The sequence below is a fragment of the Chelatococcus asaccharovorans genome, from assembly GCF_003201475.1.
GTDB lineage: Bacteria > Pseudomonadota > Alphaproteobacteria > Rhizobiales > Beijerinckiaceae > Chelatococcus > Chelatococcus asaccharovorans.
In genome coordinates, this window is record NZ_QJJK01000007.1 from 16,579 (window position 1) to 38,894 (window position 22,316).

The 22,316-nt window shown below is 60.3% G+C and carries 28 protein-coding genes and 1 tRNA gene; 15 read left to right on the plus strand and 14 right to left on the minus strand.

The window, feature by feature from the left end; translation table 11 throughout:
* Positions 1-91 precede the first annotated feature (91 nt).
* Both C7450_RS16805 and C7450_RS16810 read right to left on the minus strand, forming a co-directional pair.
* Entirely contained in the window at positions 92-436 is a 345-nt protein-coding gene (locus C7450_RS16805; RefSeq protein ID WP_146227370.1) for a hypothetical protein, read from the minus strand.
* Between the two features lie 7 nt (positions 437-443).
* On the minus strand, positions 444-767 hold the full coding sequence (locus C7450_RS16810; RefSeq protein ID WP_110375625.1) for a hypothetical protein: 324 nt from the start codon (positions 765-767) through the stop codon (positions 444-446).
* Positions 768-920: 153 nt separating this feature from the next.
* On the opposite strand from C7450_RS16810, the gene C7450_RS35125 reads away from it, so the two are divergent.
* Complete coding sequence (locus C7450_RS35125) at positions 921-1,058, plus strand: ribbon-helix-helix protein, CopG family (protein WP_110375626.1); 138 nt, start codon at positions 921-923, stop codon at positions 1,056-1,058.
* Positions 1,059-1,111: 53 nt separating this feature from the next.
* On the opposite strand, the gene C7450_RS16820 is transcribed toward C7450_RS35125, so the two are convergent.
* Genes C7450_RS16820 through C7450_RS16830 form a run of 3 tightly spaced genes read right to left on the minus strand, consistent with a single transcriptional unit; the run spans position 1,112 to position 2,932 of the window.
* On the minus strand, positions 1,112-1,426 hold the full coding sequence (locus C7450_RS16820) for a DUF4156 domain-containing protein (protein ID WP_110375627.1): 315 nt from the start codon (positions 1,424-1,426) through the stop codon (positions 1,112-1,114).
* On the minus strand, positions 1,426-2,091 hold the full coding sequence (locus C7450_RS16825) for a type II toxin-antitoxin system VapC family toxin (protein WP_170147279.1): 666 nt from the start codon (positions 2,089-2,091) through the stop codon (positions 1,426-1,428). The genes C7450_RS16820 and C7450_RS16825 overlap by 1 nt, the downstream gene beginning before the upstream one ends.
* Entirely contained in the window at positions 2,075-2,932 is an 858-nt protein-coding gene (locus C7450_RS16830; RefSeq protein WP_146227371.1) for a hypothetical protein, read from the minus strand. Before C7450_RS16830 ends, C7450_RS16825 begins: the two co-directional genes overlap by 17 nt.
* Positions 2,933-3,292: 360 nt before the next feature.
* On the opposite strand from C7450_RS16830, the gene C7450_RS16835 reads away from it, so the two are divergent.
* From C7450_RS16835 to C7450_RS16855, 4 genes are all read left to right on the plus strand, one after another.
* Complete coding sequence (locus tag C7450_RS16835; RefSeq protein WP_110375630.1) at positions 3,293-3,595, plus strand: type II toxin-antitoxin system RelE/ParE family toxin; 303 nt, start codon at positions 3,293-3,295, stop codon at positions 3,593-3,595.
* A complete protein-coding gene (locus tag C7450_RS16840) occupies positions 3,585-3,884 on the plus strand; it encodes an addiction module antidote protein (protein ID WP_110375631.1) in 300 nt (99 codons plus the stop codon). The genes C7450_RS16835 and C7450_RS16840 overlap by 11 nt, the downstream gene beginning before the upstream one ends.
* Positions 3,885-4,025: 141 nt before the next feature.
* Positions 4,026-4,214, plus strand: a complete 189-nt coding sequence (locus C7450_RS16845; protein WP_110375632.1) for a hypothetical protein — start codon at positions 4,026-4,028, stop codon at positions 4,212-4,214.
* Positions 4,215-4,665: 451 nt separating this feature from the next.
* Positions 4,666-6,150, plus strand: a complete 1,485-nt coding sequence (locus C7450_RS16855) for a KAP family P-loop NTPase fold protein (protein WP_110375634.1) — start codon at positions 4,666-4,668, stop codon at positions 6,148-6,150.
* Between the two features lie 144 nt (positions 6,151-6,294).
* On the opposite strand, the gene C7450_RS33590 is transcribed toward C7450_RS16855, so the two are convergent.
* Positions 6,295-7,029, minus strand: a complete 735-nt coding sequence (locus C7450_RS33590) for a hypothetical protein (RefSeq protein ID WP_146227372.1) — start codon at positions 7,027-7,029, stop codon at positions 6,295-6,297.
* Here C7450_RS33590 and C7450_RS16860 point away from each other — a divergent pair.
* Positions 7,028-7,261 (plus strand): hypothetical protein, encoded by a 234-nt coding sequence (locus C7450_RS16860; RefSeq protein ID WP_110375635.1) that lies wholly within the window; start codon positions 7,028-7,030, stop codon positions 7,259-7,261. The genes C7450_RS33590 and C7450_RS16860 overlap by 2 nt on opposite strands.
* Before the next feature lie 13 nt (positions 7,262-7,274).
* On the opposite strand, the gene C7450_RS35135 is transcribed toward C7450_RS16860, so the two are convergent.
* From C7450_RS35135 to C7450_RS16885, 5 genes are all read right to left on the minus strand, one after another.
* The gene (locus tag C7450_RS35135; protein ID WP_110375636.1) at positions 7,275-7,556 is read right to left on the minus strand and encodes a phage tail assembly chaperone; all 282 of its coding nucleotides are present in this window, start codon (positions 7,554-7,556) and stop codon (positions 7,275-7,277) included.
* Positions 7,557-7,603: 47 nt separating this feature from the next.
* Entirely contained in the window at positions 7,604-8,023 is a 420-nt protein-coding gene (locus C7450_RS16870) for a hypothetical protein (protein WP_110375637.1), read from the minus strand.
* A complete protein-coding gene (locus tag C7450_RS16875) occupies positions 8,020-8,223 on the minus strand; it encodes a hypothetical protein (protein ID WP_110375638.1) in 204 nt (67 codons plus the stop codon). Before C7450_RS16875 ends, C7450_RS16870 begins: the two co-directional genes overlap by 4 nt.
* Entirely contained in the window at positions 8,223-9,164 is a 942-nt protein-coding gene (locus C7450_RS16880; protein ID WP_110375639.1) for a phage tail tube protein, read from the minus strand. Before C7450_RS16880 ends, C7450_RS16875 begins: the two co-directional genes overlap by 1 nt.
* A gap of 68 nt (positions 9,165-9,232) precedes the next feature.
* Complete coding sequence (locus C7450_RS16885) at positions 9,233-9,553, minus strand: phage tail terminator-like protein (RefSeq protein WP_146227373.1); 321 nt, start codon at positions 9,551-9,553, stop codon at positions 9,233-9,235.
* Here C7450_RS16885 and C7450_RS16890 point away from each other — a divergent pair.
* From C7450_RS16890 to C7450_RS16905, 5 genes are read left to right on the plus strand one after another with little or no spacing between them, the layout of a single operon-like run.
* Positions 9,547-10,527 (plus strand): hypothetical protein, encoded by a 981-nt coding sequence (locus C7450_RS16890; protein WP_110375641.1) that lies wholly within the window; start codon positions 9,547-9,549, stop codon positions 10,525-10,527. The two genes, C7450_RS16885 and C7450_RS16890, sit on opposite strands and share 7 nt — an antisense overlap.
* The gene (locus C7450_RS16895) at positions 10,520-11,650 is read left to right on the plus strand and encodes a DUF5131 family protein (protein WP_110375642.1); all 1,131 of its coding nucleotides are present in this window, start codon (positions 10,520-10,522) and stop codon (positions 11,648-11,650) included. The genes C7450_RS16890 and C7450_RS16895 overlap by 8 nt, the downstream gene beginning before the upstream one ends.
* A complete protein-coding gene (locus tag C7450_RS34010; protein ID WP_170147280.1) occupies positions 11,643-11,783 on the plus strand; it encodes a hypothetical protein in 141 nt (46 codons plus the stop codon). The genes C7450_RS16895 and C7450_RS34010 overlap by 8 nt, the downstream gene beginning before the upstream one ends.
* Position 11,784: 1 nt before the next feature.
* Positions 11,785-12,027: a helix-turn-helix transcriptional regulator gene (locus tag C7450_RS16900; protein WP_110375643.1), complete on the plus strand. Its 243-nt coding sequence runs from the start codon at positions 11,785-11,787 to the stop codon at positions 12,025-12,027.
* Between the two features lie 18 nt (positions 12,028-12,045).
* Positions 12,046-13,179 (plus strand): tyrosine-type recombinase/integrase, encoded by a 1,134-nt coding sequence (locus tag C7450_RS16905; RefSeq protein WP_110375644.1) that lies wholly within the window; start codon positions 12,046-12,048, stop codon positions 13,177-13,179.
* Between the two features lie 95 nt (positions 13,180-13,274).
* Here C7450_RS16905 and C7450_RS16910 read toward each other — a convergent pair.
* Positions 13,275-13,350: transfer RNA gene (locus C7450_RS16910), tRNA-Phe, on the minus strand.
* A gap of 730 nt (positions 13,351-14,080) precedes the next feature.
* Here C7450_RS16910 and C7450_RS16915 point away from each other — a divergent pair.
* The 3 genes from C7450_RS16915 (at position 14,081) to scpC (ending at position 19,353) form a co-directional block, all read left to right on the plus strand.
* The gene (locus C7450_RS16915) at positions 14,081-15,205 is read left to right on the plus strand and encodes a glycosyltransferase family 4 protein (RefSeq protein ID WP_245449915.1); all 1,125 of its coding nucleotides are present in this window, start codon (positions 14,081-14,083) and stop codon (positions 15,203-15,205) included.
* Between the two features lie 95 nt (positions 15,206-15,300).
* Entirely contained in the window at positions 15,301-17,553 is a 2,253-nt protein-coding gene (locus tag C7450_RS16920; RefSeq protein ID WP_110375646.1) for an amylo-alpha-1,6-glucosidase, read from the plus strand.
* Positions 17,554-17,835: 282 nt separating this feature from the next.
* Positions 17,836-19,353 (plus strand): succinyl-CoA:acetate CoA-transferase ScpC, encoded by a 1,518-nt coding sequence (gene scpC, locus C7450_RS16925; RefSeq protein WP_210206473.1) that lies wholly within the window; start codon positions 17,836-17,838, stop codon positions 19,351-19,353.
* A gap of 292 nt (positions 19,354-19,645) precedes the next feature.
* On the opposite strand, the gene C7450_RS16930 is transcribed toward scpC, so the two are convergent.
* Complete coding sequence (locus tag C7450_RS16930; protein ID WP_110375647.1) at positions 19,646-20,416, minus strand: HpcH/HpaI aldolase family protein; 771 nt, start codon at positions 20,414-20,416, stop codon at positions 19,646-19,648.
* A 114-nt stretch (positions 20,417-20,530) separates the two neighbouring features.
* Entirely contained in the window at positions 20,531-21,454 is a 924-nt protein-coding gene (locus C7450_RS16935; RefSeq protein WP_110375648.1) for a hydrogen peroxide-inducible genes activator, read from the minus strand.
* A 220-nt stretch (positions 21,455-21,674) separates the two neighbouring features.
* Here C7450_RS16935 and C7450_RS16940 point away from each other — a divergent pair, with 220 nt between their 5' ends.
* The gene (locus C7450_RS16940) at positions 21,675-22,229 is read left to right on the plus strand and encodes a peroxiredoxin (protein ID WP_110375649.1); all 555 of its coding nucleotides are present in this window, start codon (positions 21,675-21,677) and stop codon (positions 22,227-22,229) included.
* The last annotated feature ends 87 nt before the right edge of the window (positions 22,230-22,316 follow it).

The following is a 22,316-nucleotide window of genomic DNA, read 5'->3' on the forward strand; positions in this document are numbered from 1 at the left end:
GGTACTTCAACGGCCTTGAATGGTCCGATAGCGGTAGTGCGGCGGATTTCTCCCGTTGAGAGAAATCAGCTTTGATAAGCGGCGGGTTGGATCAGTCCTCGACTTGCCAGTTCGCGCCGACATGGGTGAGCACCGACGCGGCTCGGGTCGAGGGTTTCGGAACCTCTGTCCAACTTTTGTCAGCGGGCCAATGGAAGTCGCCGGCGCGAGTTTTCTTGATCAACAGCATGCGCTCGGTCGAGCCATGCCGTTCCATCGCAAGCAGCTTGAGTTCACTGAACAGCCACTCAGCATATGCATCTAGAAGGGCCTCGCGCTCATCGGCCGACGCCTCATAGCCCCCTGATGCGCTGTCGAGTGGGACGTTGACAGCGAAGGCCATTGTCGCGGCTCCGGCTAAGCTGGAGGCCGCCTGTCTCCTGGTCAGTTTTGCCATCTCATCCTCACGCCGCAAGCCGGTCGATCTGATCGCGCAGGGCCTCCCGGCGCCGGTTATCGGCGGCGGTAAAAGTGTCTGCGAAATCGAGAACCTCGATCTCGCGATGAAGCCTGATGACCTCTGCCTTGCGGGCTTCCGGCTTCACGAGAGCGGCACGGGCCTTCTCACGCCCCCGGCGCCATGCCTCGCGAAGCGCCCAGGCGAAGCATTTCCTGCCGATGCTGGCGAAGGGGACGGCTGGAAAACGGTAAACCTCTCGAAAAATGGCCCATGCTGCGCGCATGATGGCGGCACGATCGAGTGATGTGTTATGGACATAGGTAGCCATTCGCGATCTCCCAAGGATCTGCGTTTCGGTTAGAGCCAGGGCAAGAGGACCAGTCTTGCCTTGGCTCGCTTTTTGGTTTAGCAAAAACTCATGAACGAGTCAATATCGGATAAACCAAAAAAGAGAGGGCGGCCAGCGACTGGCCGCGACCCTATGATCGGGTTGCGTTCCTCTCCCGATTTTACCGCTGCGATCGACAAGGCCGCGGCCGCAGAATCTGACAATCCCTCTCGATCGGAAATGATCCGGCGAATTGTGGCAGAGTGGCTCAGGCAGAAGGGTTTCCTCTAACCCACGATCGGCCGCCTCATTCGCACCCACGAAGGAGCTGCAGGCTTAATTGCCTATGAGCCGCAGCGGTAAATGTCGCCAGTGATCGTCGTCATCGGCCCGGGCGTCGTTAACTTCGGCCCCGGCGTCAACACATCAGTGCCGCCCAACTCGGCCGCCTTGTTCTTCATGCGGATAGTGATTTCCTCAAGAGGTTTGATTGCGTCCAAGCCGCCAAGCGCCAGCGTCTCCTGGGTAATGAACGTGCAACCCTTGACGAGTTCGGGGTTTGACAGAAAGCGAACGCGCTCACTACCCGGCTTTACACTGACACAACCTGCAACGCAGAACGCCAGCGCACCCGCTACCACAACGACAAACACTCGCATCAACGCCTTCCCGATTTTGAAGGGATCGCAGGGGAATTGTGGTTATTTTGCGCGCGCTCCAATGCCTCTAAGTCTGCGTTAAGGGCGTCCAAATCCTCATCTAAAAGCTCTTCGTTGGGATCACTACCGGATGAATCGCCCTCAAGCGTGGAGCCCGCAATCAACTCTAGCAGAGGCAGCGACGGCCCATCGGCGTGGGGCGTACAGATCTTCAGCTTTATGCCATCCGCCCGATCAATAAACCCATCGAGGCTCAAGAGCTTATCGTCGAACGTATGCATCTCCTCGACGTTGGTTATGGCCGCAGTGGCCAAATGCGCCGCATCAGGTGGTTTGAGCTTCGAGTATCCTGCGAGCATAAGTTCTCTAGCTCTTTCACCCGAGAAACGATCAAGGTTGGCCAGGATTACAAAATCGTTTTCAAAGTATTCTGCAATTAGATCGGGGCTATCAGATCTCACGCGTGGGTGTTTGCAAACCTCAACCAACGAGAGAGCGGAAGTGACAATCTCAATGCTGCCAGTGGCTGCTTGGTGAATAACAGCCTTGCACATTGTTGCGCGGTCTTGGACTATCCGCCCGTTCTCATCAGCTATCCTTTCGTTTTGGAGTAAATCGATCCAGGTGCACGCATCCCAGTAAACGCGCTTAGGAGAGTTTGCCATTATGCATCCTCTCCAGATAGTCCTCGCTAAGCAATCCGCCTGTGAAGCGCTCGTCCACGACATCGTCCAAGGTTGGGAGCTCGAAACGCCCTCTTAAAAAGCGGATTTCTTGGGCGTCCATCCGGCTAATTCGGCCTAAGGTCTTATAATAAATAGTGCCAAATAGCTGAACGCGGCAGCTACTCCAAATATCTCCTACTTGCCTAGCCTCTACGGCCTCCAGCGCACGACCTGCCACGCGGCAGTTGATATCATCGCCCGTGAGGCGATGACGAACTTTCAGAATTGGGTGTCCCCATCCATCCCGGTCGAACCCGTGAGCCACAGCCTCGATGGAGCCAATTTCCCTATATGGCTTAGCCTGTGGCTTAAGGATTGCTTTCACGTTGGCCGCTGCCGAAGTGGCGTTATCTCTGTTCAGGGTGGTGGGTGGCAGACCGAGGCCATATTCAACGGCTGTCTCGGAAAGCCCGTTCGTTACGCGTTCAAAAAAACGCTCTGCTCGCGCGAGCGCCTTCTCACTAAAAAAAGGCGGCCGCTTGCTGCTAGTTTGCAGCGCATTCAAGCCGTTTGCGGCATGTGTGATCACCACTTTTGCGCGATGATCCACATTCATGGCAAATTGTCGTGGGAAGGCCCCCGCTTCGAGGGCAAGGGGGCTGTTCATACTTGCACTCACAATGCGCCATTCAATGGCCGAAGACCCATCCTCTGCGACGGCCTGCTCAACTCCTCGTAGGATTTCAAAATAGTCGCGGACCTGGTCAAGGAGGTCATCAACGGTTGGCGCATCGGTATCCACCCCCCGCCCCAAGATCTTAAGCTTGATGGTCCTCGTCATGACGCTCATTCCAATGTGGCGCTCAGTCAATCGCTATTGTTTGTGTTGCGGCAGTTTGACCGTGTGCGGACGACAATAACAAATTCCTTGTCAAGCTGTTTCAACGCCGAACTGCGACCCTGGCCATTGTCGTACCGGATGCAAACATTCGCAAGGTGACGAGACCGAGGATCTTCTAAACACGGCTTCACCTGCGGCCGTCGGCACGATTGCCCAATACCTCCCCATTTCCGGCGATCCTAGCGGTGCTGGGCTACGCTAACAAGGTGCTGATGCGTACGATCGCCGTCCCCGGCTCTCAAGAGGCCGTGCCTGTAGTTTAAAGTTGACAGCTGCCCATATGATAACTATAAGCTACACATGACGAACGAAGTCCGCCTGACCTCTGAATTTTCCGAATGGCTCGACGGCCTTAAGGATCAAAGGGCGGCCGCGCTTGTGGCATCCAGGATCGAACGCTTGGGATATGGCTTAGTCGGCGATGCCAAGGTTTTCGAGGGGATTGGTGAGCTTCGGATCGACTATGGTCCCGGCTACCGGGTCTATTTCTGCCGCCGTGGCGGGATAATCTACATCCTACTGTGCGGCGGGACGAAGCGGACGCAGGAGAGGGATATCAAGCGGGCCAAGAAGATGGCGCAGGAGATCGGCCATGACCATTGAGACCACACCTTTCGACGCGGCCAAGTATCTGGGCGACCCGGAATCGCAGGCTGTTTTCCTCCGTGATGCCCTGGAAACCGGGGATGCGGGATATATCGCCCATGCTCTCGGCGTGATCGTTCGCGCCCGTGGCATGTCGCAGGTTGCCCGTGATGCGGGTCTGAGCCGGGAAGCGCTGTACAAAGCCCTATCGCCAACAGGGAACCCGACGCTTTCCACCTTACTGGGCGTGACGAAGGCGCTGAACATCCGTCTTGAGGCTTCAGCCATCCCCACGAATGAAAAGTAAGCGCCGTGATGCGGAGTTGTGATCGCGACATGTTCCGCGAGAAGCATCTGGTCACGACGCAATTGGTCGTCGAAATGATGATCGACTCCTAGATTCCTCCCTGCCATAATCCCGCCCAATTTGACTTCGGGGGAGGGCGCTATGAGGTATCTTTTCGCCGTTCTTGGCATTGTGTCGATCGTCGTCGGGTTCATAACGACGTCAACGATCCGCAGCGATATTCAAGTCCAGATCGTACTGACGTGTCTCATCGGCGGGTTCATCCTGATCGGCATCGCGGTCATCATTTCGCGCATCGAAAGCTTTATCGCCCGCATAACGGTGAAGTGAAATGGAGCTCGTTATCGCACTGGCACTATGGCTCGGCCTTTCCATACTGGCTGGCCATTTCGCAGAAAAGCGCGGAAGAGAGAAGGCCTTATGGATAATGTTCGCGCTTGTGCTTTCCCCGATCCTAGCGCTGGCGATCCTCGCCGTTCTCCCTGACCTTACGCCGCAAGAGCCTCTGAGGCTTCGGATCGCTATCGACGAGCCGCCGGGGAACTCCACGATGGAATGTCCTCGCTGTGCGGAAACAATAAAGCGCGCGGCAAAAATCTGCCGGTTCTGTGGTTTCGAGCTTGGGCCAGCTCCAAACGGTGAACGCTCAGCCACTGTTACCTAAGGGCGTTCGATAAAAGTATCTTGGGCCCGATCCCCGCTCTTTCACAGTTGTTTCTGCGGTTCTCATTTGCGGGGAGGCAGTTAGCGGCTGGGTTAAAGCTTTTGTTTTGATGCAAAAATGCTCATTAGAAGCGAAGGGGTATCTAATATGACTTGTGAGGAAAATGATATTTGGAAAGATGACCTCTTTGATAGAAAGGCCGATGCCACGTTTCTACTGGGACTACTTATTAATCGTCGACATTTAAGTACCTATTCCCGCGATTCGGCTTTCGTTTTGAATGTTGACGCAGACTGGGGCGCTGGGAAGACGTTTTTCCTTAAAAGATTTCATCAGAATCTAGAAAAACTAAAGTTTCTATCTTGCTACATTAACACGTGGGAGGATGATTTCGCCGATGATCCTCTAGTTCCCATAATATCGTCGATCGATAAGGTCATAAAACCTCATATCGGTCGTAAACTGGGGGTAAAAAACGCGTGGGTTAAAGCAAAACAGGCTGGGGCGACTCTCGCGGTGGACCTGTTTGCCGCAACGGCAAAGCGCGCTTTTAGTAGTATTACAGGCGCTGCGACAGAAGAGATTATAGACAGTGCCAGAGATCGTTTTAATGAGGGCTCAACACAGATGCCCACTGAAAACAACATTCGAGACGCGGAGCGCGCGACAACAAATATGGTTGGAAAATCGATTGATGCTTATGCCGAGAAATTAGTTAAATCGTTCGAGCAAAAGAAAAAGTCGGTATCGGTTTTTCGTGAAAACATTGAATTAACAATTGACTGTGTTTACAAGAAAACTGCATTGGATGATCGCCCTCTATTCGTCTTAATTGATGAATTAGATCGATGCCGCCCCGACTACGCCATTCGAACACTCGAACGAATTAAGCATCTATTTAGTGTAAAAAACGTTGTTTTTGTCATAGCAACTAATAATGATCAGCTTAGGCATTCTGTTTGCGCTGTTTATGGAGAAAATTTTGATTCATTGCACTATTTATCAAGATTTTTTACATCGGTTTACTATTTTGACGAGCCGGAATTGCATGATTTTGTCGATGGAATATTTTATCGATTCTCCAAAACAGTAAAAGATTCTCTTTATTCGCCCATTGATAATGCGTCCGAGTTCATTGCGACCGGTTGCGAATATTATCGTCTATCTCTTAGACAGTGCGAGCGATTGATGCTGATTATCGAGGTCATTGCGATCAGTAGAGGGAGAGAGAACCCTCCGATTGAGCTCGGATATTTGGTTCCGCTCGTGGCGCTATTTGTGCTAGGCAGCCGGCTCCAGGATTCGGACCTAGTCGCAAGAGCCTTTCAACGCAAAGGACAGTGGGAAATACCGTCGAGATTAGGAAGAATTAACGTGGCCGTGCTCGCTGAGGAAATCAGTCGCGAGATCCATGCTGGTATAATTGGAGTGGAGGATAGCAAATCTTCCGGTGAAAATATTGAATGGCTTAAGGGCGCAATCGGACGAGAGCAGCAATTTTATGCGCGATCAGGAGTATCCGGTAATTTCCATTCTGCGATGCATGGCTACCCGGCATTGGTCAGGAAAGCTGGAAGGGTAACATCTGGTCAGAATCACTAAGGATACGCTTAACATCACCCGCCATCCCGAGCGCCACTAACCTAACCACCAGAACCCGCATACTCGCCTCCCGCCTATTGTTGGCCGGAGCATAGAGGATGGGCCCGACACGCGACAACCGCTTGATACGGCGTGATTGGCACCCTATCGCCAGTCGGGGCCATCATAGTCGTCAGGGGGGTCAATGGTTTCCCACCTTGCTGCGATTTCGTGACAAGACTCCGCGACGTGCTGCCGAAAGCGAATATGTGACGAGCTCGCCCTAAGGACCTCTCCTCCAGCTAAATCAATTGCCAAGCAAAGTCGCGGAAGCGGCTCCATCTGACCTCCCTCAAGCGCCCAAAAGAGAAGTCCGGTCATGGCGTTGAGCCGATCCTTGACTGGCCCGCGATCAGCAGAAAACGCATAAAGAAGGACAATGCCCCCAGAATTGACCGTCCCGCCAGTTTCTGACGAAACGGCTGCATCCATTGTAACTTTGAGGCGGACGCCGCTTTGATGTAGCCTAAGTGGTGACGGCGCTGGGGAAATTTGCAATTTCGACAACGCCGTCGACTGGACTGTTTCGATGAATGCACGAACGGCTCTCTCGCACCGTAGAGCCTCGTCACGGGCGTATCCAGTTTCCCGCCGAGCCTTTGTACTCAACCGGTCCGCGAGGAGCTCCAACCCACTTCGGTCAAATTCGGGCTTGGAAAGCGCGGCTTGCAGTGACTTTCGGATCTGAGCGTAGGCTGCAATTTCCACTTTCTTGGGAAACTTTGCTGCGCGTATGATCCGCGTGCGCTGAAGAGCGTTTTCAGTCGCCAGATATTCAGAAATATGGTTCACCGTGAACTCGGGGCTGGGATGAAACCCGTAGTTTGGAGTATCGGCCATGGACGACATCACCTTGATGGCAAAACTTGCGTCTGGTGAAACCGTATACGTCTCTCCTGTCCACAGCCAGACCTATGCCGAGTATGTTGACAGAGATAATTTGGGCGGGGCGTCCGGCTATTTCATCAGTTGTCAGCGCGGCGCCGACTTCGAGGTTTTGGCCAAGGCTACGAGCCTCGATTCAGCTCGCACCCTGTTCGGGATGATAGTCGCGACGAAACGCCATGCTTAAGCGTATGGCCGGTTTATCTTTTCGGCCTGCGCTTCTCGTAGAAACCTAGCAATGCGCGATCCATGCGCCCAATGAACTGAAGAAAGTCAGCCCTCTCTTCGAGGTCATCGATCTGCATCAGTTCGCAGTAAGCGTGGATCTCAGAGACTGAGATCGGCCTGGCCCCAGCCATGTGGATCTGTCGCGAGCCTGACAAGGCGGTGAACGCCTCGAAGACCCAGAGGAGATGATCCCAGACCGTGACCTTGCGATCGAGGGCGGGCGTTGGATGCCCAGCCTCCGCACCATCTCGCAACCATTCTTCATGCGCTCCCCATTCGAGATCCCAGAGGAGCGCCTCGGTTAGTTTTTTGCGGCGATTTCTGTCGCTTCCCGGCGGAAATTGGCCAGGTTGTTCGCGTCCTGGCGGATCGCAGTGAACACCTCAGGCATTGCCAAGAGGAATGCGACCACGTTCTCAGCAGTGAATGGAACCGGCTGCCCCTTGGACGTAATGCCTTCCCAGCCGATGATGACAGTTGCAGCGTAAACCTCAGCCAAAATCCGATTGGCCGTTTCGTCGGGGAGCGTGCCAGTCTCGATCTTGCGTGCGAGGGGCTTCATCCTGGCGGACAGCAGCTGGCCAAATCGCTTGTTCGCACCGCCGGCACGGTGGATCGTGAAGCGACGCCCATCGTCGTACTCGATGGTTACGCCTTGGCCGTTCTCAAGATTTTCATCCAAAGAGTAGGCGTCGAAGCCGTCGAATTCGAAAGTGCTCATGCATCCTCGCTTAGAGCTTTGGGGAAGGGTTTGGCGGGCTTTAGCGCAGGCTTGGCTTTCACCGCACGCGCCAGGCCCTTCGCTTTGAGGGAAAGGGCGAAATCAGCATCCAGAGATGGTGTTTCGCCCTTGAGGAATGTCCGTCTGCGGCCTTCTGGGTAGGCGTCGAAGGTCTGGATTATCTCGACCGTCTCAGCCATCACGAGACACCGCGGGTGACGCTCATGGTCGCGCCGAAGGCCGGCGAGCCGGAGGCGTCATAGATGGCCTGGAAGTCGATCGGCAGCATGACGTCCTGGTCATTGCCGCCGGCCATCGGATCGCCGTTTAGCAGCTTGATGCGGGGCAGAGTCACCGTGTATTTCGAGCCGGTGTCGGCCCCGACCGTGAAGGCGAGGTCGATGTCGTCGTGGTTGAGGATCGCGTTGTAGAGCGCGAGGCTCTCGAAATAGGCCTCCATCCGGCCCGTGAAGACGCAGCGGCCAAGCCCGATGCCCGCGAGGTCGATGTTGCCGACTTCCGGCTGAGCGCGAAGGTTATTCTCGATCTGCAGCGAGAGCGAGCGAATGCGCGGGGAGGGGCTGACACCGCCGATTGCGAGCGACGCGAAATCCGACGACGCATTGAGAACCGGGTTTGCATTCGGCGCCGCATACGTCGCGCTGGCGAGCGCCGTAGTGCCGGCCGAACCGCCGAGGCCCATGATGTTCACCGAGCCGGTGACGATCTGCTGTGCGGTGATGTCGAGTGACATGCCGCCGATCAGGCAGCCGCGATAGCGAAGGAAGCTGTCGGTTGCGCCCTGCTCGAAGGTCTTCTCGAACGAAAACGCATGACGCGTGACGCCGTTCTTCAAGACGTTGGTTGCCCAAGTGCCGCCAAGCACGCCCTCGAGCAGATCGTCGAGCGTCGCATAGGACAACTCGAAATTGATCGAGCCCGACACCTGCCGGCCAACCTGGATGACGTCGGAGACGTTGCGATCCGGCCGGATCTCATTCGAGGTCGTGGTCTGCTTCTGGTACTGGAGCTGCTCACCCGTGTAGCGCAGGGTTTTCCAGGCAGGAGAGGCCGGGGTCGTGCCCTCCGTCACCTCCTTCACATAGGCCATGCGGGTGCTGCTTGAATCTGCGAAAGCCATGTTCAGGCTCCTTCAATGAAAGAAGCCCGCCAACACGGCGGGCGGTGCTTCGGAAGCGGCGGCTTCCGTCAGAAAAGCTCGTCTCGTTGAAACGGGATGGACATTGAGACCGAGATCCATGGGGCTTCCTCGCGGATCGCGCTCATTGATGGGACGCGGCAGAGCACGCCGCCGAAACGGGCGTTGCGGAAGACGTCGGCCGCGGCATCGGCAAGCAGGCGAAGGGCCTGCGTGCCAGCGCCGCCCGGGCAGAAGATCTCGACGAAGATCGCGCCGGCGTGGCGATGCACGTTGCTGCCGGGGGCGCCCTCAGAGACTTGCCGGGCCTCGCCATCACGGATGGTCAGACGGCACCAGCCCACCGTCGCGAGGGGGAGTAACCATGCCACTCACACAGCACCGGTTCGCGCAGTACTGCGCTTATATCGCCAAGAATGCATCAGCATGGGCAGGGGACACGCTGGATTGCGAAGGCGATGTTGCGCCGGAAATAGTAGCGCGCTTTACAGATGAGCTGCGCGAGCGCGCCGATCGGATCGATCAGCGCGCCGGGCGGCAGGCGCCAGCGGCAACAGTTCCCGCGCCGGTCTACAAAGCTGTCGAACAAATCCTCGACGAGAACAGCGCGTGGATCGCGCGGCCAAGCGATGAGGTTACAAAACGCGTCGGGCTCGCCGCGACCATCGCCGCGCACACTATACTTGAAAAGGAGCGTGCAGAACTTGCACCACCTCCTGGCGCGACAGCGATGGAGGCCTTGAAAGCGGCAATCGAAGGCGAGTGCGACGGTCTGGCGATCGACGATGCGCAGGCGACCACCATCCTCGCCTATGTCGCCAAGGCGGAACGCGCCGAGGATGCGCAGCCCTTCGCATGGTGGGCCGAGACGGGAACGGCGGGCACAGGCGATGACTGCAACAAGCTGTTCTTCATGCGCGAACTCGCTGTTGACCATGTGCGCAGGCATGGCGGTCACGTTGTCACGGTGTATCGAGGCCTACCCAACGCCGGGCCCGCAATGCCGACCGCCCGCGCGTTTGCCATCGTCGGGGCCATCTGCGAGCGCAGCTTCCATCCCATGGGGATGGCAGAGTTATCGGGAGAGCTTCACGGTGTATCCCTCGCCGAGATGATCGAGGCGAAGCGGGTCATAGAAGCCGAGAATGACAAGCCCCCACTAGGCGGCACTCGCACGATCCATTGCGTTCCCGACGATCGCCTGATCGCGGCGGCCTATGCCCTCGCGAATTATGAGCCGAGCCACGGTGCCTTGGTCTCCGAACCGGATGGCGACGGCCTGGTCAAGGCACTTGCGATCGTTCGGCTCACCACCGCGCCACGCATGGGAGGTGACCGTGGGTGACCGCACCGGCATTCAATGGACGGACGCCTCCTGGAATCCAATCGTCGGCTGTTCGATCGTATCGCCTGGCTGCACCAATTGCTACGCCATGAAGATGGCGGCGCGGATCGAGAGCATCGACGCAGCCGCCGCCATGGGTCGCTACAACCAGGCCGCCGCCGGCTTCCTCGACTATGGCACCGAGCAGCAGCGCGCGGACGCCTTGCAGCTGCTCGAGCCCCGCACCCACTATGCCGGCACGACCACGCGGGTGAAGGACAAGACCGTCTGGACCGGCAAGATGGCGCTGGCGCCCGATACTATCCTGACCCAGCCGCTGCGCTGGAAGCGGCCCCGCAGGGTTTTCGTGAATTCCATGGGCGATCTCTTTCACGAGAGCGTGCCGGACGAATGGATCGATCGCGTCTTCGCCGTCATGGCGCTGGCGCCGCAGCACAGTTTTCAGGTGCTGACGAAGCGGTCGGCGCGGATGCGGGACTACGTCAACGGAAAGAAATTCTCAGTGCCGATACTCGGCGCGATGCCTCTGGAACGCGTCCACCTGGAGGCCGCCGCACACTTCGAAGGCGATGGCGGATTTTGGGACGAGATCAAAAAGGCTGGCAATGTCTATAGCCTCTACTGCTCGGTCCCGTGGCCGCTTCCCAACGTTTGGCTTGGCGTGTCGGCCGAGGATCAGCGCCGGTGGGACGAGCGAATTCCCGACTTGAAAGAAACGCCTGCCGCCGAGCGCTTCGTCAGCGCCGAGCCGCTGCTCGGACCGATCGTCGGTGACATGGCAGGGCTAGACTGGATCATCGTCGGCGGCGAGAGCGGCCCCGGCTCCCGCCCGATGCATCCCGATTGGGCCCGTTCAATCCGCGATCAATGCGCAGCGGCTGGCGTCCCATTCTTCTTCAAGCAATGGGGCGATTGGTGCGATGAGCGCCAAGCGACCGCGCAGGGATGCGCGCCTGGCGCCGACATGTTCGGCGCTGATGGGATGCCCCGTGGAGACAGATGGCACTTCTATGACGGCGACGATGTCATCGGCGGCGCGGCAATCCGCATCGGCAAGCGCGCCGCCGGGCGGCTGCTCGACGGCATCGAGCACAATGCCATGCCGGAGCGAGCCCATGGCTAGTCTCTCACTGCCGCAGCCACTCCGGCGGGATAGGCCGGTCACCCCAGAAGGCCAGCCAAGCCTCTTCGGCGGCAAGTGCGGCCTCAACCGCTGTCAGGCCAACGCCTCGGCCGGCTCCATCCTGGAGAAATAAAATGCCAGGCGAAGCCCGGCGCAATGTGCTCCCGCAATCTCTTCCACCTCGCGGCCTCTCACGTGGAGAAGCCGCGGCTTACATCGGCGTATCGCCTTCTCTGTTCGATGAGATGGTCGAAGACGGGCGAATGCCGCAACCCAAGAGGATCAATGCCAGAACCGTATGGGACCGCAGAAGGCTTGACGAAGCCTTCGATGGATTGCCTGATAAGAACGAACGTGCCTATGATTTTTCGGTCTAAGGCTGGCCGAGGCCACCGATGAAGATCGCCTTTCCGTATGTCTACAAGGACACGGATCGCCACAAAAATGACCGCTATTATTATTGGCGGGGCAAGGGGCATCCTAAGATCCGCATTAGAGCCGTGCCCGGGACAAGCGAGTTCGCGACGGCATGTGAAGCTGCGGCTGCGGCATGCGCGGCTGCCCCTGATCGGTCGCAGCCAGCCTCCGAACGGACAAAGGCGCCCATCACGAACACCTATAAGTGGCTGTGCATGCAGTACTTCGCGTCAGCGGAGTACGCCCAGTTGGACGCGAGCACCTGCCGAGTGAGGCGCCAGATCCTGGAGAAGACATGGGACGAGCAAATATCTTCTAAGGACGACATGAGGTTCGGAGATGTGCCCCTCGGTAAATTCACCGCGAAAGCCGTGGGCGTCCTCCGCGATCGGAAGGCTGGTTTCCCGGAAGCGGCCAATGGCCGGGTGAAGGCGATCCGCCAGGTATTCAAGTGGGCTGGCAAACCGGAGAACGACTATGTCCGAGGAAACCCGGCACGCGATATCGAGTACCTGAGATCCAAAGGCGACGGGTTTCACACGTGGAGCATTGACGAGGTTCGGACCTTCGCAACGCGGCATCCCATTGGCACGAAGGCCCATTTGGCCTTGGGTCTTCTGCTCTTCACGGGTGTGCGCCGATCTGACGTTGTGAAGCTTGGCCGTCAAATGATCCGGTCGGATGGTTGGCTCTATTTCACCGAGTCCAAGGGAGTTGGGCTTAAGCCAAAGGTCCGGCAGTTACCGCTCTTGCCGGTGATGAAACAGATCATCGAGAAAAGCTCTCTGGGGAACCTCACGTTCCTGGTGACGGAATTCGACAAGCCATTCACTGCGAACGGATTCGGTAATTGGTTTCGCAAGCGCTGCGATGAAGCTGGCCTTACGCACTGCTCCGCTCACGGGCTCCGAAAAGCCGGCGCGACGATCGCCGCGAACAACGGGGCGACCGAACATCAGCTCATGGCGATCTTCGGATGGGAGAGCCCGAAGCAAGCTGCGCTGTACACCCGGAAGGCGAATCGCAGGCAGCTTGCGGGGGCCGCCATGCACTTCATTGACCTCGGAGATCTTGCTGGCGTCGATGACGTCGAAGGCGATGACGAGGGCTAGATCAGGAACACTCTTTCCCACCGCAAAAGGCCATTGTGCCCAGTGAGAAAGAATCCTCGGAAAAACCCAACGATTTCAATGGCCTTTGAGAGTGATGGTGCCCGGGGGCGGAATCGAACCACCGACACTGCGATTTTCAGTCGCATGCTCTACCAACTGAGCTACCCGGGCGTTTCTGCTGGCTCGAACGGGTCGAAATGCAGAACGTAGGCGCCTTATAGAGAGGCTCTTGCGCTCTGTCCAGAGGCAGAATTCGATCTGCACACAGACTCGTGCCGCGTTGTTATTGTAGGAGAAACATCGGCTGATGACAGGCAGACGGATCGGCGTTCCGTTGGGGCTCCTGCAAGCCGGCCGGGCCTTAATCCGGCGGCGCGATGCTGGCAGGTCCGGCCTGCCGGAGGCCCGCGAAAGGGAGTGGCATCGCGGCGCGGCGCGGCGGCGGCACCCGCGCGGTGCCCTGTGCCCAGCGTCTGGCGTAAATCCGACTTGTATGAAACCGTCTGATATCTTCCAAATATTTGCATTCGCTATCTTATTTTGCAGGGGCAAATCCGCGCCAGACGGACTGGCCCAGGGCCCTTGTCTGTGGCGACAGGCGAACTGGGGTCGCCGACGGTGCCTGCCGCCGTTCGACAGGCTGGCCCGCCGTCGGGTCTGCGAGTGTTGCGAGGTCGCGAAGCGCGGCGCGCCGAGGCGGCCGCGGGGTGGGCTGTGCACAGCTTGGTCCCTGCAATTTTTATGGCGGGCAGAGGGATCCGATCGCGCTGTCCGTGCATTAACTATCCGCGGTGCGCGCATCAAGGGGCTTGCGCGCGCCAAGGAAACTTACGCTATGAGCCCAGTTATCTCCCCTTCTACGCCCGCGGATCGTTCGTCGCCTGCGTATTTGCCGCGTCCTGTGCACAACTCCGACCATGCCGCAGTTAGACCCCTCAGGATCGCGCAGATTGCGCCGCTGGCCGAATGTTGCCCGCCGCGGCTCTATGGCGGTACGGAACGGATCGTGTCCTTCCTCACGGAGGAACTGGTCAGGCAAGGTCATGATGTGACCCTGTTTGCCAGTGGGGACTCGCGCACGAACGCAACGCTCGTGCCCTGTACGGACATGGCCTTGCGCCTGAATCCGGCGGTCCGAGATCCCATTCCCTATCACATGATCATGCTCGATCAGGTGCGGCGACGCGCGGATGACTTCGACATCCTCCATTTCCATGTCGACGTGCTGCACGCCCCGTTGATCCATGCCTTTGCCGACCGCACGGTGACGACATTGCATGGACGGCTCGACCTGCCCGATCTCGTTCCCTTCTACCGGGCCTTCCCCGATATCCCGCTCGTCTCGATCTCCGATGCCCAGCGCCGGCCGATGCCGCCGGTGAACTGGGTCGGCACGGTTCCGCACGGCGTGCCGGCGGATTTGCTGCCGTTCGTTCCCGCGCCTGCCGGCGACTATCTCGCTTTCCTCGGGCGTATATCGCCGGAGAAGCGGCCGGACCGCGCCATTGCGATCGCCGCGCGCGCGGGACTGCCCCTCAAGATCGCCGCCAAGGTGGATAAAGTCGATCAGGCCTATTGGGATGAAGTCATCGCGCCCCTGGTTGCGGCCCATGCGAATGTTACTTTCATCGGCGAAATCAACGACCAGCAGAAGCCGGCGTTTCTCGGCAATGCGCGGGCGCTGCTCTTCCCCATCGATTGGCCTGAACCATTCGGTCTTGTGATGATTGAGGCGATGGCCTGCGGCACGCCGGTCATTGCTTTTTGCAGCGGCTCCGTGCCGGAGGTGATTGACGACGGTGTGAGTGGGTTTATCGTGCATGACATGGACGCGGCCGTAGAGGCTGTGGGGCGCGCGGGCCACCTGGACCGCGCCCAGGTGCGCGAAACGTTCATGCGTCGCTTCACAGTGGACCATATGGCCCGCGCTTACGTGTCGATCTACCGGCGCCTCGCAGCGAGCCGTTGCACGGAGGCGGACCGGCCGCTTGCGGACAGCGATGCGCCGCTGCAGGTCGTTGCCTGACGGGGACGCCGCGGCGTTCCTGGTCGAGCCGCCGCATGAGGTCGGTAGCGATGCAGGCGGCGGGTCGGAGTGCGTGACGACAGCGGAAGAGGGCTATGCAGACAAGGACCGCCGAGACAGTGGCGCATGCGCCGGCGCCATTGAGCGCGGGCGACGCACCGCTCGCCCAGTTCTTCATTCCGGCGGCAGCATCGCTCCAGGAGCGCCGCCCGCGAATCCTGAAGCACGGCGACACCTTTGCTGTCTTTGATCACAACGGCGACGCCCTGGCGGGGCCCGGGAGTCCCGAAGGCCTTTATCACCGCGACACGCGCCACCTCTCTCACTTCTATCTCACCATCGGCGGCGTCCGGCCCATGCTGTTGTCCTCGAACTCGCGCGACGACAATGCATCGCTGACCTGCGATCTGACCAATCCCGATCTCTACGACGCGGCCGGGAGGCTTGTCCTCGCGCATGATCTCATCCATATCAGGCGGTCGCGCTTCCTGTGGAACGGTGCCTGTTTCGAACGTCTATCCGTCCGCAACTTCGACGAGAGCCGCCGGAGCGTGCGCATCGAAATCGCCTTTGCGGCCGATTTTGCCGATATTTTCGAGGTCCGCGGCACGCGGCGGGAGCGGCGCGGCAGCGACCATCAGGCCGAGATCACCCCCCATTCTGTGACGCTCGCCTATACCGGGCTCGATGGCCGGCGGCGGGACACCGCGCTTCATTTCGATCCGGCCCCGGTTGCGTTGACAGCATCGCAGGCGGTCTTCGCGTTCTCGCTCGCGCCACGGGAAGCGCAACTCGCCTTCCTCGAAATCCACTGCGATGGTGAGCGCCACCGGCAGACGGCGGACAACAGCGAACCGCCGTACCAGAAGCGGGAAACCCGCCGCGCCTTCTTCGTGGCCCTGCGCGACGCGCGCCGGGCTCTCAGGATCTCGTCGTCGCGCGCCGCCACGGTCGCGACCTCGAACGAGATCTGCAACGAAGCGGTGCGTCGCGGCGTCTCCGATCTCTATATGCTGGTGACCAACACACCCGAGGGACCCTATCCCTATGCGGGGATTCCCTGGTTCAGCACGGTGTTCGGACGCGATGCGCTGATCACCGCCCTTGAGATGCTGTGGCTCGATCCAACCATCGCCCGGGGGGTACTCCGCCATCTCGCCGCCAATCAGGCGACACAATACGACCCCGTCGCGGATGCCGAGCCTGGCAAAATCCTGCATGAATTGCGCCAGGGCGAGATGGCGGAACTCGGTGAAGTGCCGTTCCGGCGGTACTACGGCAGCGTCGATTCTACGCCGCTGTTCGTGATGCTGGCCGGTGCCTATCTCGCGCGCACCGGCGATGTCGCGATCCTGACCAAGCTCTGGCCGCATATCGACGCGGCGCTCAAGTGGATCGAGACCGACGGTGACCGCGATGGCGACGGCTTCGTCGAATATGGCCGGCGAACCGCCGACGGGCTGATCAACCAGGGCTGGAAGGACAGCCACGATTCCATCTTCCACGCTGACGGGAGCCTGGCATCCGGCCCCATCGCGCTGGTCGAGGTGCAGGCCTATGTCTACGGCGCCTGGCGGGCCGCGGCACATATCGCGCAGGCGCTCGGCTACGGGCGCCGGGCGCAGGAATTCGACGAGAAGGCGCGCATTCTGCGCAAGCGGTTCGATGAAAGCTTCTTCGACGAGGATCTTGCGACCTATGTGCTCGCTCTCGACGGGCATAAGCAGCCCTGCCGTGTCCGCGCCTCAAATGCCGGCCATGCGCTCTTCACAGGCATCGCCTTGCCCGAACGGGCGCCCGTCGTCGTCGAGACCCTGATGGCGCGCTCGTCGTTTTCGGGCTGGGGGGTGCGTACGGTCGCCACCACCGAGGCGCGCTACAACCCCATGAGCTATCACAACGGCTCGGTCTGGCCGCACGACAACGCGATCATCGCGGCAGGTTTTGCCCGCTACGGGTTCAGGCATCAAGCCGCCCGGGTTTTCGAGGGGCTGTTTTCCAGCTCTCTCTACATCGATCAGCGGCGGCTGCCCGAATTGTTCTGTGGCTTTCCGCGCCAGCGCAGCCGCGGTCCGACGTTCTATCCCGTCGCCTGCATTCCCCAGGCCTGGGCGGCGGCAGCACCTTTGTCGCTGATCCAGTCGTGCCTCGGGCTTGGCTTCAATATGGCCGACCACGAGACGATTTTTGACGAGCCGGTGCTGCCCGACTTCCTCGACGAGATCACGCTCCATCGCCTCGCGGTGGGCGGCGGCTCGGTCGACGTCGCCCTGCGCCGGGCGGGCCATCAGGTCGTGGTCAATGTGCTGTCCCGGCGCGGCGACGTGCGCGTGCTGACGCGTAATTGAGCCGTAGCACGCGTCTGGAATCTTCTCTGCACCGGACAACGTAAGACTATAGTATATGGAAGCGCTTGGATCCGGCCGAGTAATCCCGAATGAAACGGCCGGATTTCGTTGCGCGTGAAACTGAAGGCCGGAATTCAGGGCCTGTTTTGCGAGCAATTGCCGCATGTTGGGTCTTTGGAGACTTTCCGAATTGACACGGGGCCGTGAGTAGACTGTGTAGCCTGCATCAGATACAGGCTCCGATAGCCGGCACAATGGCTCTGGGATACGGGAGGAAGCGGCGTGATCGATCGTGGGCGCATCGCATGTGAGCGGCTGCGGGCCAAGCTTGCGACCGCTGAGGAAGCGGCATCCCTCATCACCTCCGGCACGACGATCGGGATGAGCGGCTTCACCGGCGCGGGTTATCCGAAGGCCGTGCCGCTCGCGCTGGCTGCCCGCATCGAGGCGGCGCATGCCGCCGGCGATTCCTTCCGCGTGCGCATCTGGACCGGCGCCTCCACCGGTCCGGAGCTCGACGGCGCCCTCGCCAAGGCCGACGGCATCGAGTTCCGCCTGCCTTACAATTCCGATCCGATCGCGCGTGAGAAAATCAACCGCGGCGAGATGGACTATTTCGACATGCATTTGAGCCAGGTCGCACCGATGGCCTGGCAAGGCTTTCTCGGGCCGCTCGACACCGCCGTCATCGAGGTGGCGGGGATCCGCGCCGACGGCAGCCTCATCCCTTCCTCGTCGGTCGGCAACAACAAGACATGGATCGACCAGGCGAGCCAGGTGATCCTCGAGGTCAACAGCTGGCAGAGCCCTGCGCTCGAGGGCATGCACGACATCTATTACGGCACCGCGTTGCCCCCGAACCGGATCCCGATCCCGCTCGTGCGCCCGGATGACCGGATCGGCGAAACGAGCCTGCGCTGCGATCCCGAGAAGATCGTCGCGATCGTCGAGACGGATGCGCCGGATCGCAACCTGCCATTTTCGCCACCCGACGCGACGGCGCGCGCCATCGCCGGGCACCTCCTGGAGTTTCTGAGACATGAGGTGGCGCGCGGCCGTCTGCCACCTTCGCTCCTGCCGTTGCAATCCGGCGTCGGCAACATCGCCAATGCGGTGCTCGCGGGCCTGCTCGACAGCCCCTTCGAGGCCATGACGGCCTATACGGAAGTGATCCAGGACGGGATGCTGGATCTTCTTGCGGCGGGTAAGCTCAGGATGGCCTCGGCCACCAGTTTCTCGCTCAGCCCCGAGGCCGCCGCTGCCCTCAATGCGGATATGGATCGCTTCCGGAACAGCATCATCTTGCGCCCGCAGGAGATCAGCAATCACCCGGAGATCATCCGCCGCCTCGGCTGCATCGCCATGAACGGCCTCATCGAGGCCGACATTTACGGCAACGTCAATTCGACCCATGTGATGGGGTCACGGATCCAGAACGGCATCGGCGGCTCGGGGGATTTCGCGCGCAACGCCTATGTCTCGATCTTCGTCACGCCGTCGACGGCGAAGAAAGGCCAGATCTCGGCGATCGTGCCCATGGCGAGCCATGTCGACCATATCAACCAGGACGTGCAGGTCATCGTGACAGAGCAGGGGCTGGCGGATCTGCGCGGCCTCTCGCCCAAGCAACGCGCCAAGGTGATCATCGAGAACTGCGCCCATCCGGACTTCCGCCCGGCGCTCGCCGATTATTTCAGGCGCGCGCGCGAGCATTCCTATGGCCTACAGACGCCCTGCCTGCCCGCCGAGGCGCTGTCCTGGCATCAGCGGTATATCGAGACGGGTACGATGCGATTTTGAGGAGGCCTCGGCGGGCCGGGCGCGCGCTGTGGCTTCCCCCACCCCTTACCCCTCCCCGCAAGGGGGAGGGGCGCGTTCGGCGTCGAGATTCCTGGAAAACGCGTCGGCGCTCCAAAGCGTCCTGATACCCCAAAGTTCAACGGAAAAGCTCCACGCTGCCGTCGCCCCTCCCCAACGCGAGTCGGGCTTGCGCGACTTGCGCAGATGCCTGCGGATCTTGGACAGGTCCAAGATCCGTGGGGGAGGGGTAAGGGGTGGGGGTAAACCGACGACGCGACCAATTGCCGAACTCTCAACCTTTGTAGGCTTTGACGAGCGCGTCCGTCTGCCGCGCCAGGATGCCGGCATCGATGCCGACGGCCACGAAGTCGAAGCCGGCGGCGATGACGTCGCGGCAGTCAGCCTCGGCGGGGGAGAGAAAGCCGGCGGCCTTGCCGGCCGCCTTGATGCGCCGTCCCCCGTCCAGGATGGCGCTCCAGATCTCCGGTTCGCGCCATTTCCCCGCCTTCCCGAAATCGGCGGATAGATCACCCGGGCCGATGAACAGGCCATCCACCCCGGGAATGGCGGCGATCTCCTCGATGGCATCGAGCCCGCGCCGGGTCTCGACCTGTAAGAGCACGCAGATCTCGTCCGCAGCGCGGCCGAAATAGTCAGGGACGCGTCCATAGCGGTTGGCGCGGGTGAGGCCGCTGAGGCCACGGATGCCCTGCGGGGGATAGCGTGTGGCCTCGACCGCGCGGCGGGCCTCTTCGGCCGACTGCACATAGGGGAAAAGCAACGTGCGCGCGCCCATGTCGAGCACCCGCTTCACCATGACCGGCTCGTTCCACGGCACGCGGACGACCGGTTCGGCCGTGCCGCCTTCCGCCGCGCGCAGGTGATGCGTGACGTCCGGCAGATCGTTCGGGCTGTGTTCCATATCGATGAGCAGCCAGTCGAAACCCGCGCCGGCGGCGATTTCCGTCGAGACGGGGCTCGCCGTCGTCAGCCAGAAACCGATCAGCGGGTTGTCCGCCTGCAGTCTGGCCTTGAAGGAATTGGCGGGGAGATCGGTTCGCATCACTTGTCCTGTTCGTTTCCTCGTCATGTCGACCGCCGCAGGATCAACCTAAAGACGGGCAGGGGCAAGGGCGCTTGCTTGCGAGAAAGGGGGCGTGCCGACGAGCAGAGCCTGCTAAGCCTCGGCCTTCACTGCGCGGTGCGGCAGGCAATGATCGCGCAGGTGGTCGGCCAGCAGCAGATAGTCGCGCCGCCGGGCCGCACCCGTGCGCCAGACGAGCGCAAGGCTGCGCTTGGCGCGCGCATCCGCACAGGGCAGAAGGCGCAGGCGTGCGCCACGGGTCGCGCCCGCCTCCACGGCGATATCGGGCAAAAGCGTCACGCCCATGCCGAATTCGACCATCTGCACCAGCGTCATGATACTGGCCGCGCGCACGTCGCCCGCTTCGGGCAGATCGCGCAGGCCGATGGCGGCGATGACATGCTCGCGCAGGCAGTGGCCCGCTTCCAGCAGCAGTAACGTTTCGCTTCTGAGTTCACCGAGCTCGACGGTTTCGCGATTGGCGAAGGGGTGGTCGAGCGGGACCGCGAGATGGAACGGGTCGTCGCCGAGGATTTCGCAGTCTAGCCCCTCCAAGGGGTAGGGTGCGGCAATGAGCGCGGCGTCGAGTCCGCCGCTGCGCAAGGCTTCGAGGAGCGAGCGTGTCAGTCCTTCCCGGACGAAGAGATGCAGCTCAGGATAAGTGGCCCGCAGGCTCGGTATCACCTTTGGCAGGATGAACGGGGCGACGGAGGGAATAACCCCAAGGCGCAGCGGTGTGGTCAGCGGCCGCACCGCCTCCGCGACATGTTCCGGCAATTCCTCGACGAGGCCGATGATCGCCTTGGCGCGCCGGGTGACGGCCTCGCCGGCCGGCAGCAGCTGGATGGCCCGCGCCGATCGATCGACGAGATCGGTGCCGAGCTCGGCTTCCAAGGCGCGTATCGCGGCGCTCAGGGTCGATTGGGTAACCCCGACCCGCTCCGCGGCACGCGAGAAGGATCTGGTTTCGGCCAGCGCCACGAGATAGTGCAGCTGGCGGAAGCTCACGTTCAACACGCTCTGCTCGATCAGTTTAGGGTTCGGCCATCATGCGCAAACGCAACCTGTCCGAACGGCGATAACACCTATCGATATGGCCGATAGCTCGCATTTGCACAATCGGTTTGATTGCACTGCACCAGAGGGGCTATCCCACTACCCGCTGGGGGAATCATGGTCGTGCATTTCGAAGCTGCGACATGGGCCCGCAATCAATCGGCTACGAGGAGTTCAGCGCATGCTTGGTATCGGCGACAAGCTTCCCACATTCCAGGTCACCGGCGTGAAGCCCGGCTTCAACAATCACGAGGAAGGCGGCGTCTCGGCCTTCGAGCCAATCACCGAGGCGAGCTTCCCGGGCAAGTGGAAGATCATTTTCTTCTACCCGAAGGATTTCACCTTCGTCTGCCCGACCGAGATCGCCGAATTCGCCCGCCTTGCCGATGAGTTCACCGACCGCGACGCGGTAGTTCTCGGCGGCTCCACGGACAATGAATTCGTCAAGCTCGCCTGGCGCCGCGACCACAAGGACCTGAACAAGCTGCCGATCTGGTCCTTCGCCGACACCAACGGCTCGCTCGTCGACGGCCTCGGCGTGCGCTCGCCCGACGGCGTCGCCTATCGCTACACTTTCATTGTCGACCCCGACAATGTCATCCAGCATGTCTATGCGACCAACCTGAACGTCGGCCGCGCGCCGAAGGATACGCTCCGCGTGCTCGATGCGCTGCAGACGGACGAACTCTGCCCCTGCAACCGCGAGGTCGGCGGCGAGACGCTGAAGGCGGCGTGATTTCACGACCGATGTAATGCGTATGGCGGTCTCCACTCTGGAGGCCGCCACTTTTCTGTCCCGGCCGCGTTGCCGGTTTTTTTATGT

Excerpts from the sequence above, each read along its gene's own strand:
- C7450_RS16835 (WP_110375630.1), top strand. The coding sequence starts at position 3,293 with ATGACGAACGAAGTCCGCCTGACCTCTGAATTTTCCGAATGGCTCGAC.
- C7450_RS16860 (WP_110375635.1), top strand. The coding sequence starts at position 7,028 with ATGGACGACATCACCTTGATGGCAAAACTTGCGTCTGGTGAAACCGTA.
- C7450_RS16805 (WP_146227370.1), bottom strand. The coding sequence starts at position 436 with ATGGCAAAACTGACCAGGAGACAGGCGGCCTCCAGCTTAGCCGGAGCC.
- C7450_RS16940 (WP_110375649.1), top strand. The coding sequence starts at position 21,675 with ATGCTTGGTATCGGCGACAAGCTTCCCACATTCCAGGTCACCGGCGTG.
- C7450_RS16870 (WP_110375637.1), bottom strand. The coding sequence starts at position 8,023 with ATGAGCACTTTCGAATTCGACGGCTTCGACGCCTACTCTTTGGATGAA.
- C7450_RS16810 (WP_110375625.1), bottom strand. The coding sequence starts at position 767 with ATGGCTACCTATGTCCATAACACATCACTCGATCGTGCCGCCATCATG.
- C7450_RS34010 (WP_170147280.1), top strand. The coding sequence starts at position 11,643 with ATGGCTAGTCTCTCACTGCCGCAGCCACTCCGGCGGGATAGGCCGGTC.
- C7450_RS16855 (WP_110375634.1), top strand. The coding sequence starts at position 4,666 with ATGCTCATTAGAAGCGAAGGGGTATCTAATATGACTTGTGAGGAAAAT.
- C7450_RS16830 (WP_146227371.1), bottom strand. The coding sequence starts at position 2,932 with ATGACGAGGACCATCAAGCTTAAGATCTTGGGGCGGGGGGTGGATACC.
- C7450_RS33590 (WP_146227372.1), bottom strand. The coding sequence starts at position 7,029 with ATGGCCGATACTCCAAACTACGGGTTTCATCCCAGCCCCGAGTTCACG.
- C7450_RS16890 (WP_110375641.1), top strand. The coding sequence starts at position 9,547 with ATGCCACTCACACAGCACCGGTTCGCGCAGTACTGCGCTTATATCGCC.
- C7450_RS35125 (WP_110375626.1), top strand. The coding sequence starts at position 921 with ATGATCGGGTTGCGTTCCTCTCCCGATTTTACCGCTGCGATCGACAAG.
- C7450_RS16920 (WP_110375646.1), top strand. The coding sequence starts at position 15,301 with ATGCAGACAAGGACCGCCGAGACAGTGGCGCATGCGCCGGCGCCATTG.
- C7450_RS16930 (WP_110375647.1), bottom strand. The coding sequence starts at position 20,416 with ATGCGAACCGATCTCCCCGCCAATTCCTTCAAGGCCAGACTGCAGGCG.
- C7450_RS16880 (WP_110375639.1), bottom strand. The coding sequence starts at position 9,164 with ATGGCTTTCGCAGATTCAAGCAGCACCCGCATGGCCTATGTGAAGGAG.
- C7450_RS16840 (WP_110375631.1), top strand. The coding sequence starts at position 3,585 with ATGACCATTGAGACCACACCTTTCGACGCGGCCAAGTATCTGGGCGAC.
- C7450_RS16875 (WP_110375638.1), bottom strand. The coding sequence starts at position 8,223 with ATGGCTGAGACGGTCGAGATAATCCAGACCTTCGACGCCTACCCAGAA.
- C7450_RS16905 (WP_110375644.1), top strand. The coding sequence starts at position 12,046 with ATGAAGATCGCCTTTCCGTATGTCTACAAGGACACGGATCGCCACAAA.
- C7450_RS16845 (WP_110375632.1), top strand. The coding sequence starts at position 4,026 with ATGAGGTATCTTTTCGCCGTTCTTGGCATTGTGTCGATCGTCGTCGGG.
- C7450_RS16825 (WP_170147279.1), bottom strand. The coding sequence starts at position 2,091 with ATGGCAAACTCTCCTAAGCGCGTTTACTGGGATGCGTGCACCTGGATC.
- C7450_RS16900 (WP_110375643.1), top strand. The coding sequence starts at position 11,785 with ATGCCAGGCGAAGCCCGGCGCAATGTGCTCCCGCAATCTCTTCCACCT.
- C7450_RS16820 (WP_110375627.1), bottom strand. The coding sequence starts at position 1,426 with ATGCGAGTGTTTGTCGTTGTGGTAGCGGGTGCGCTGGCGTTCTGCGTT.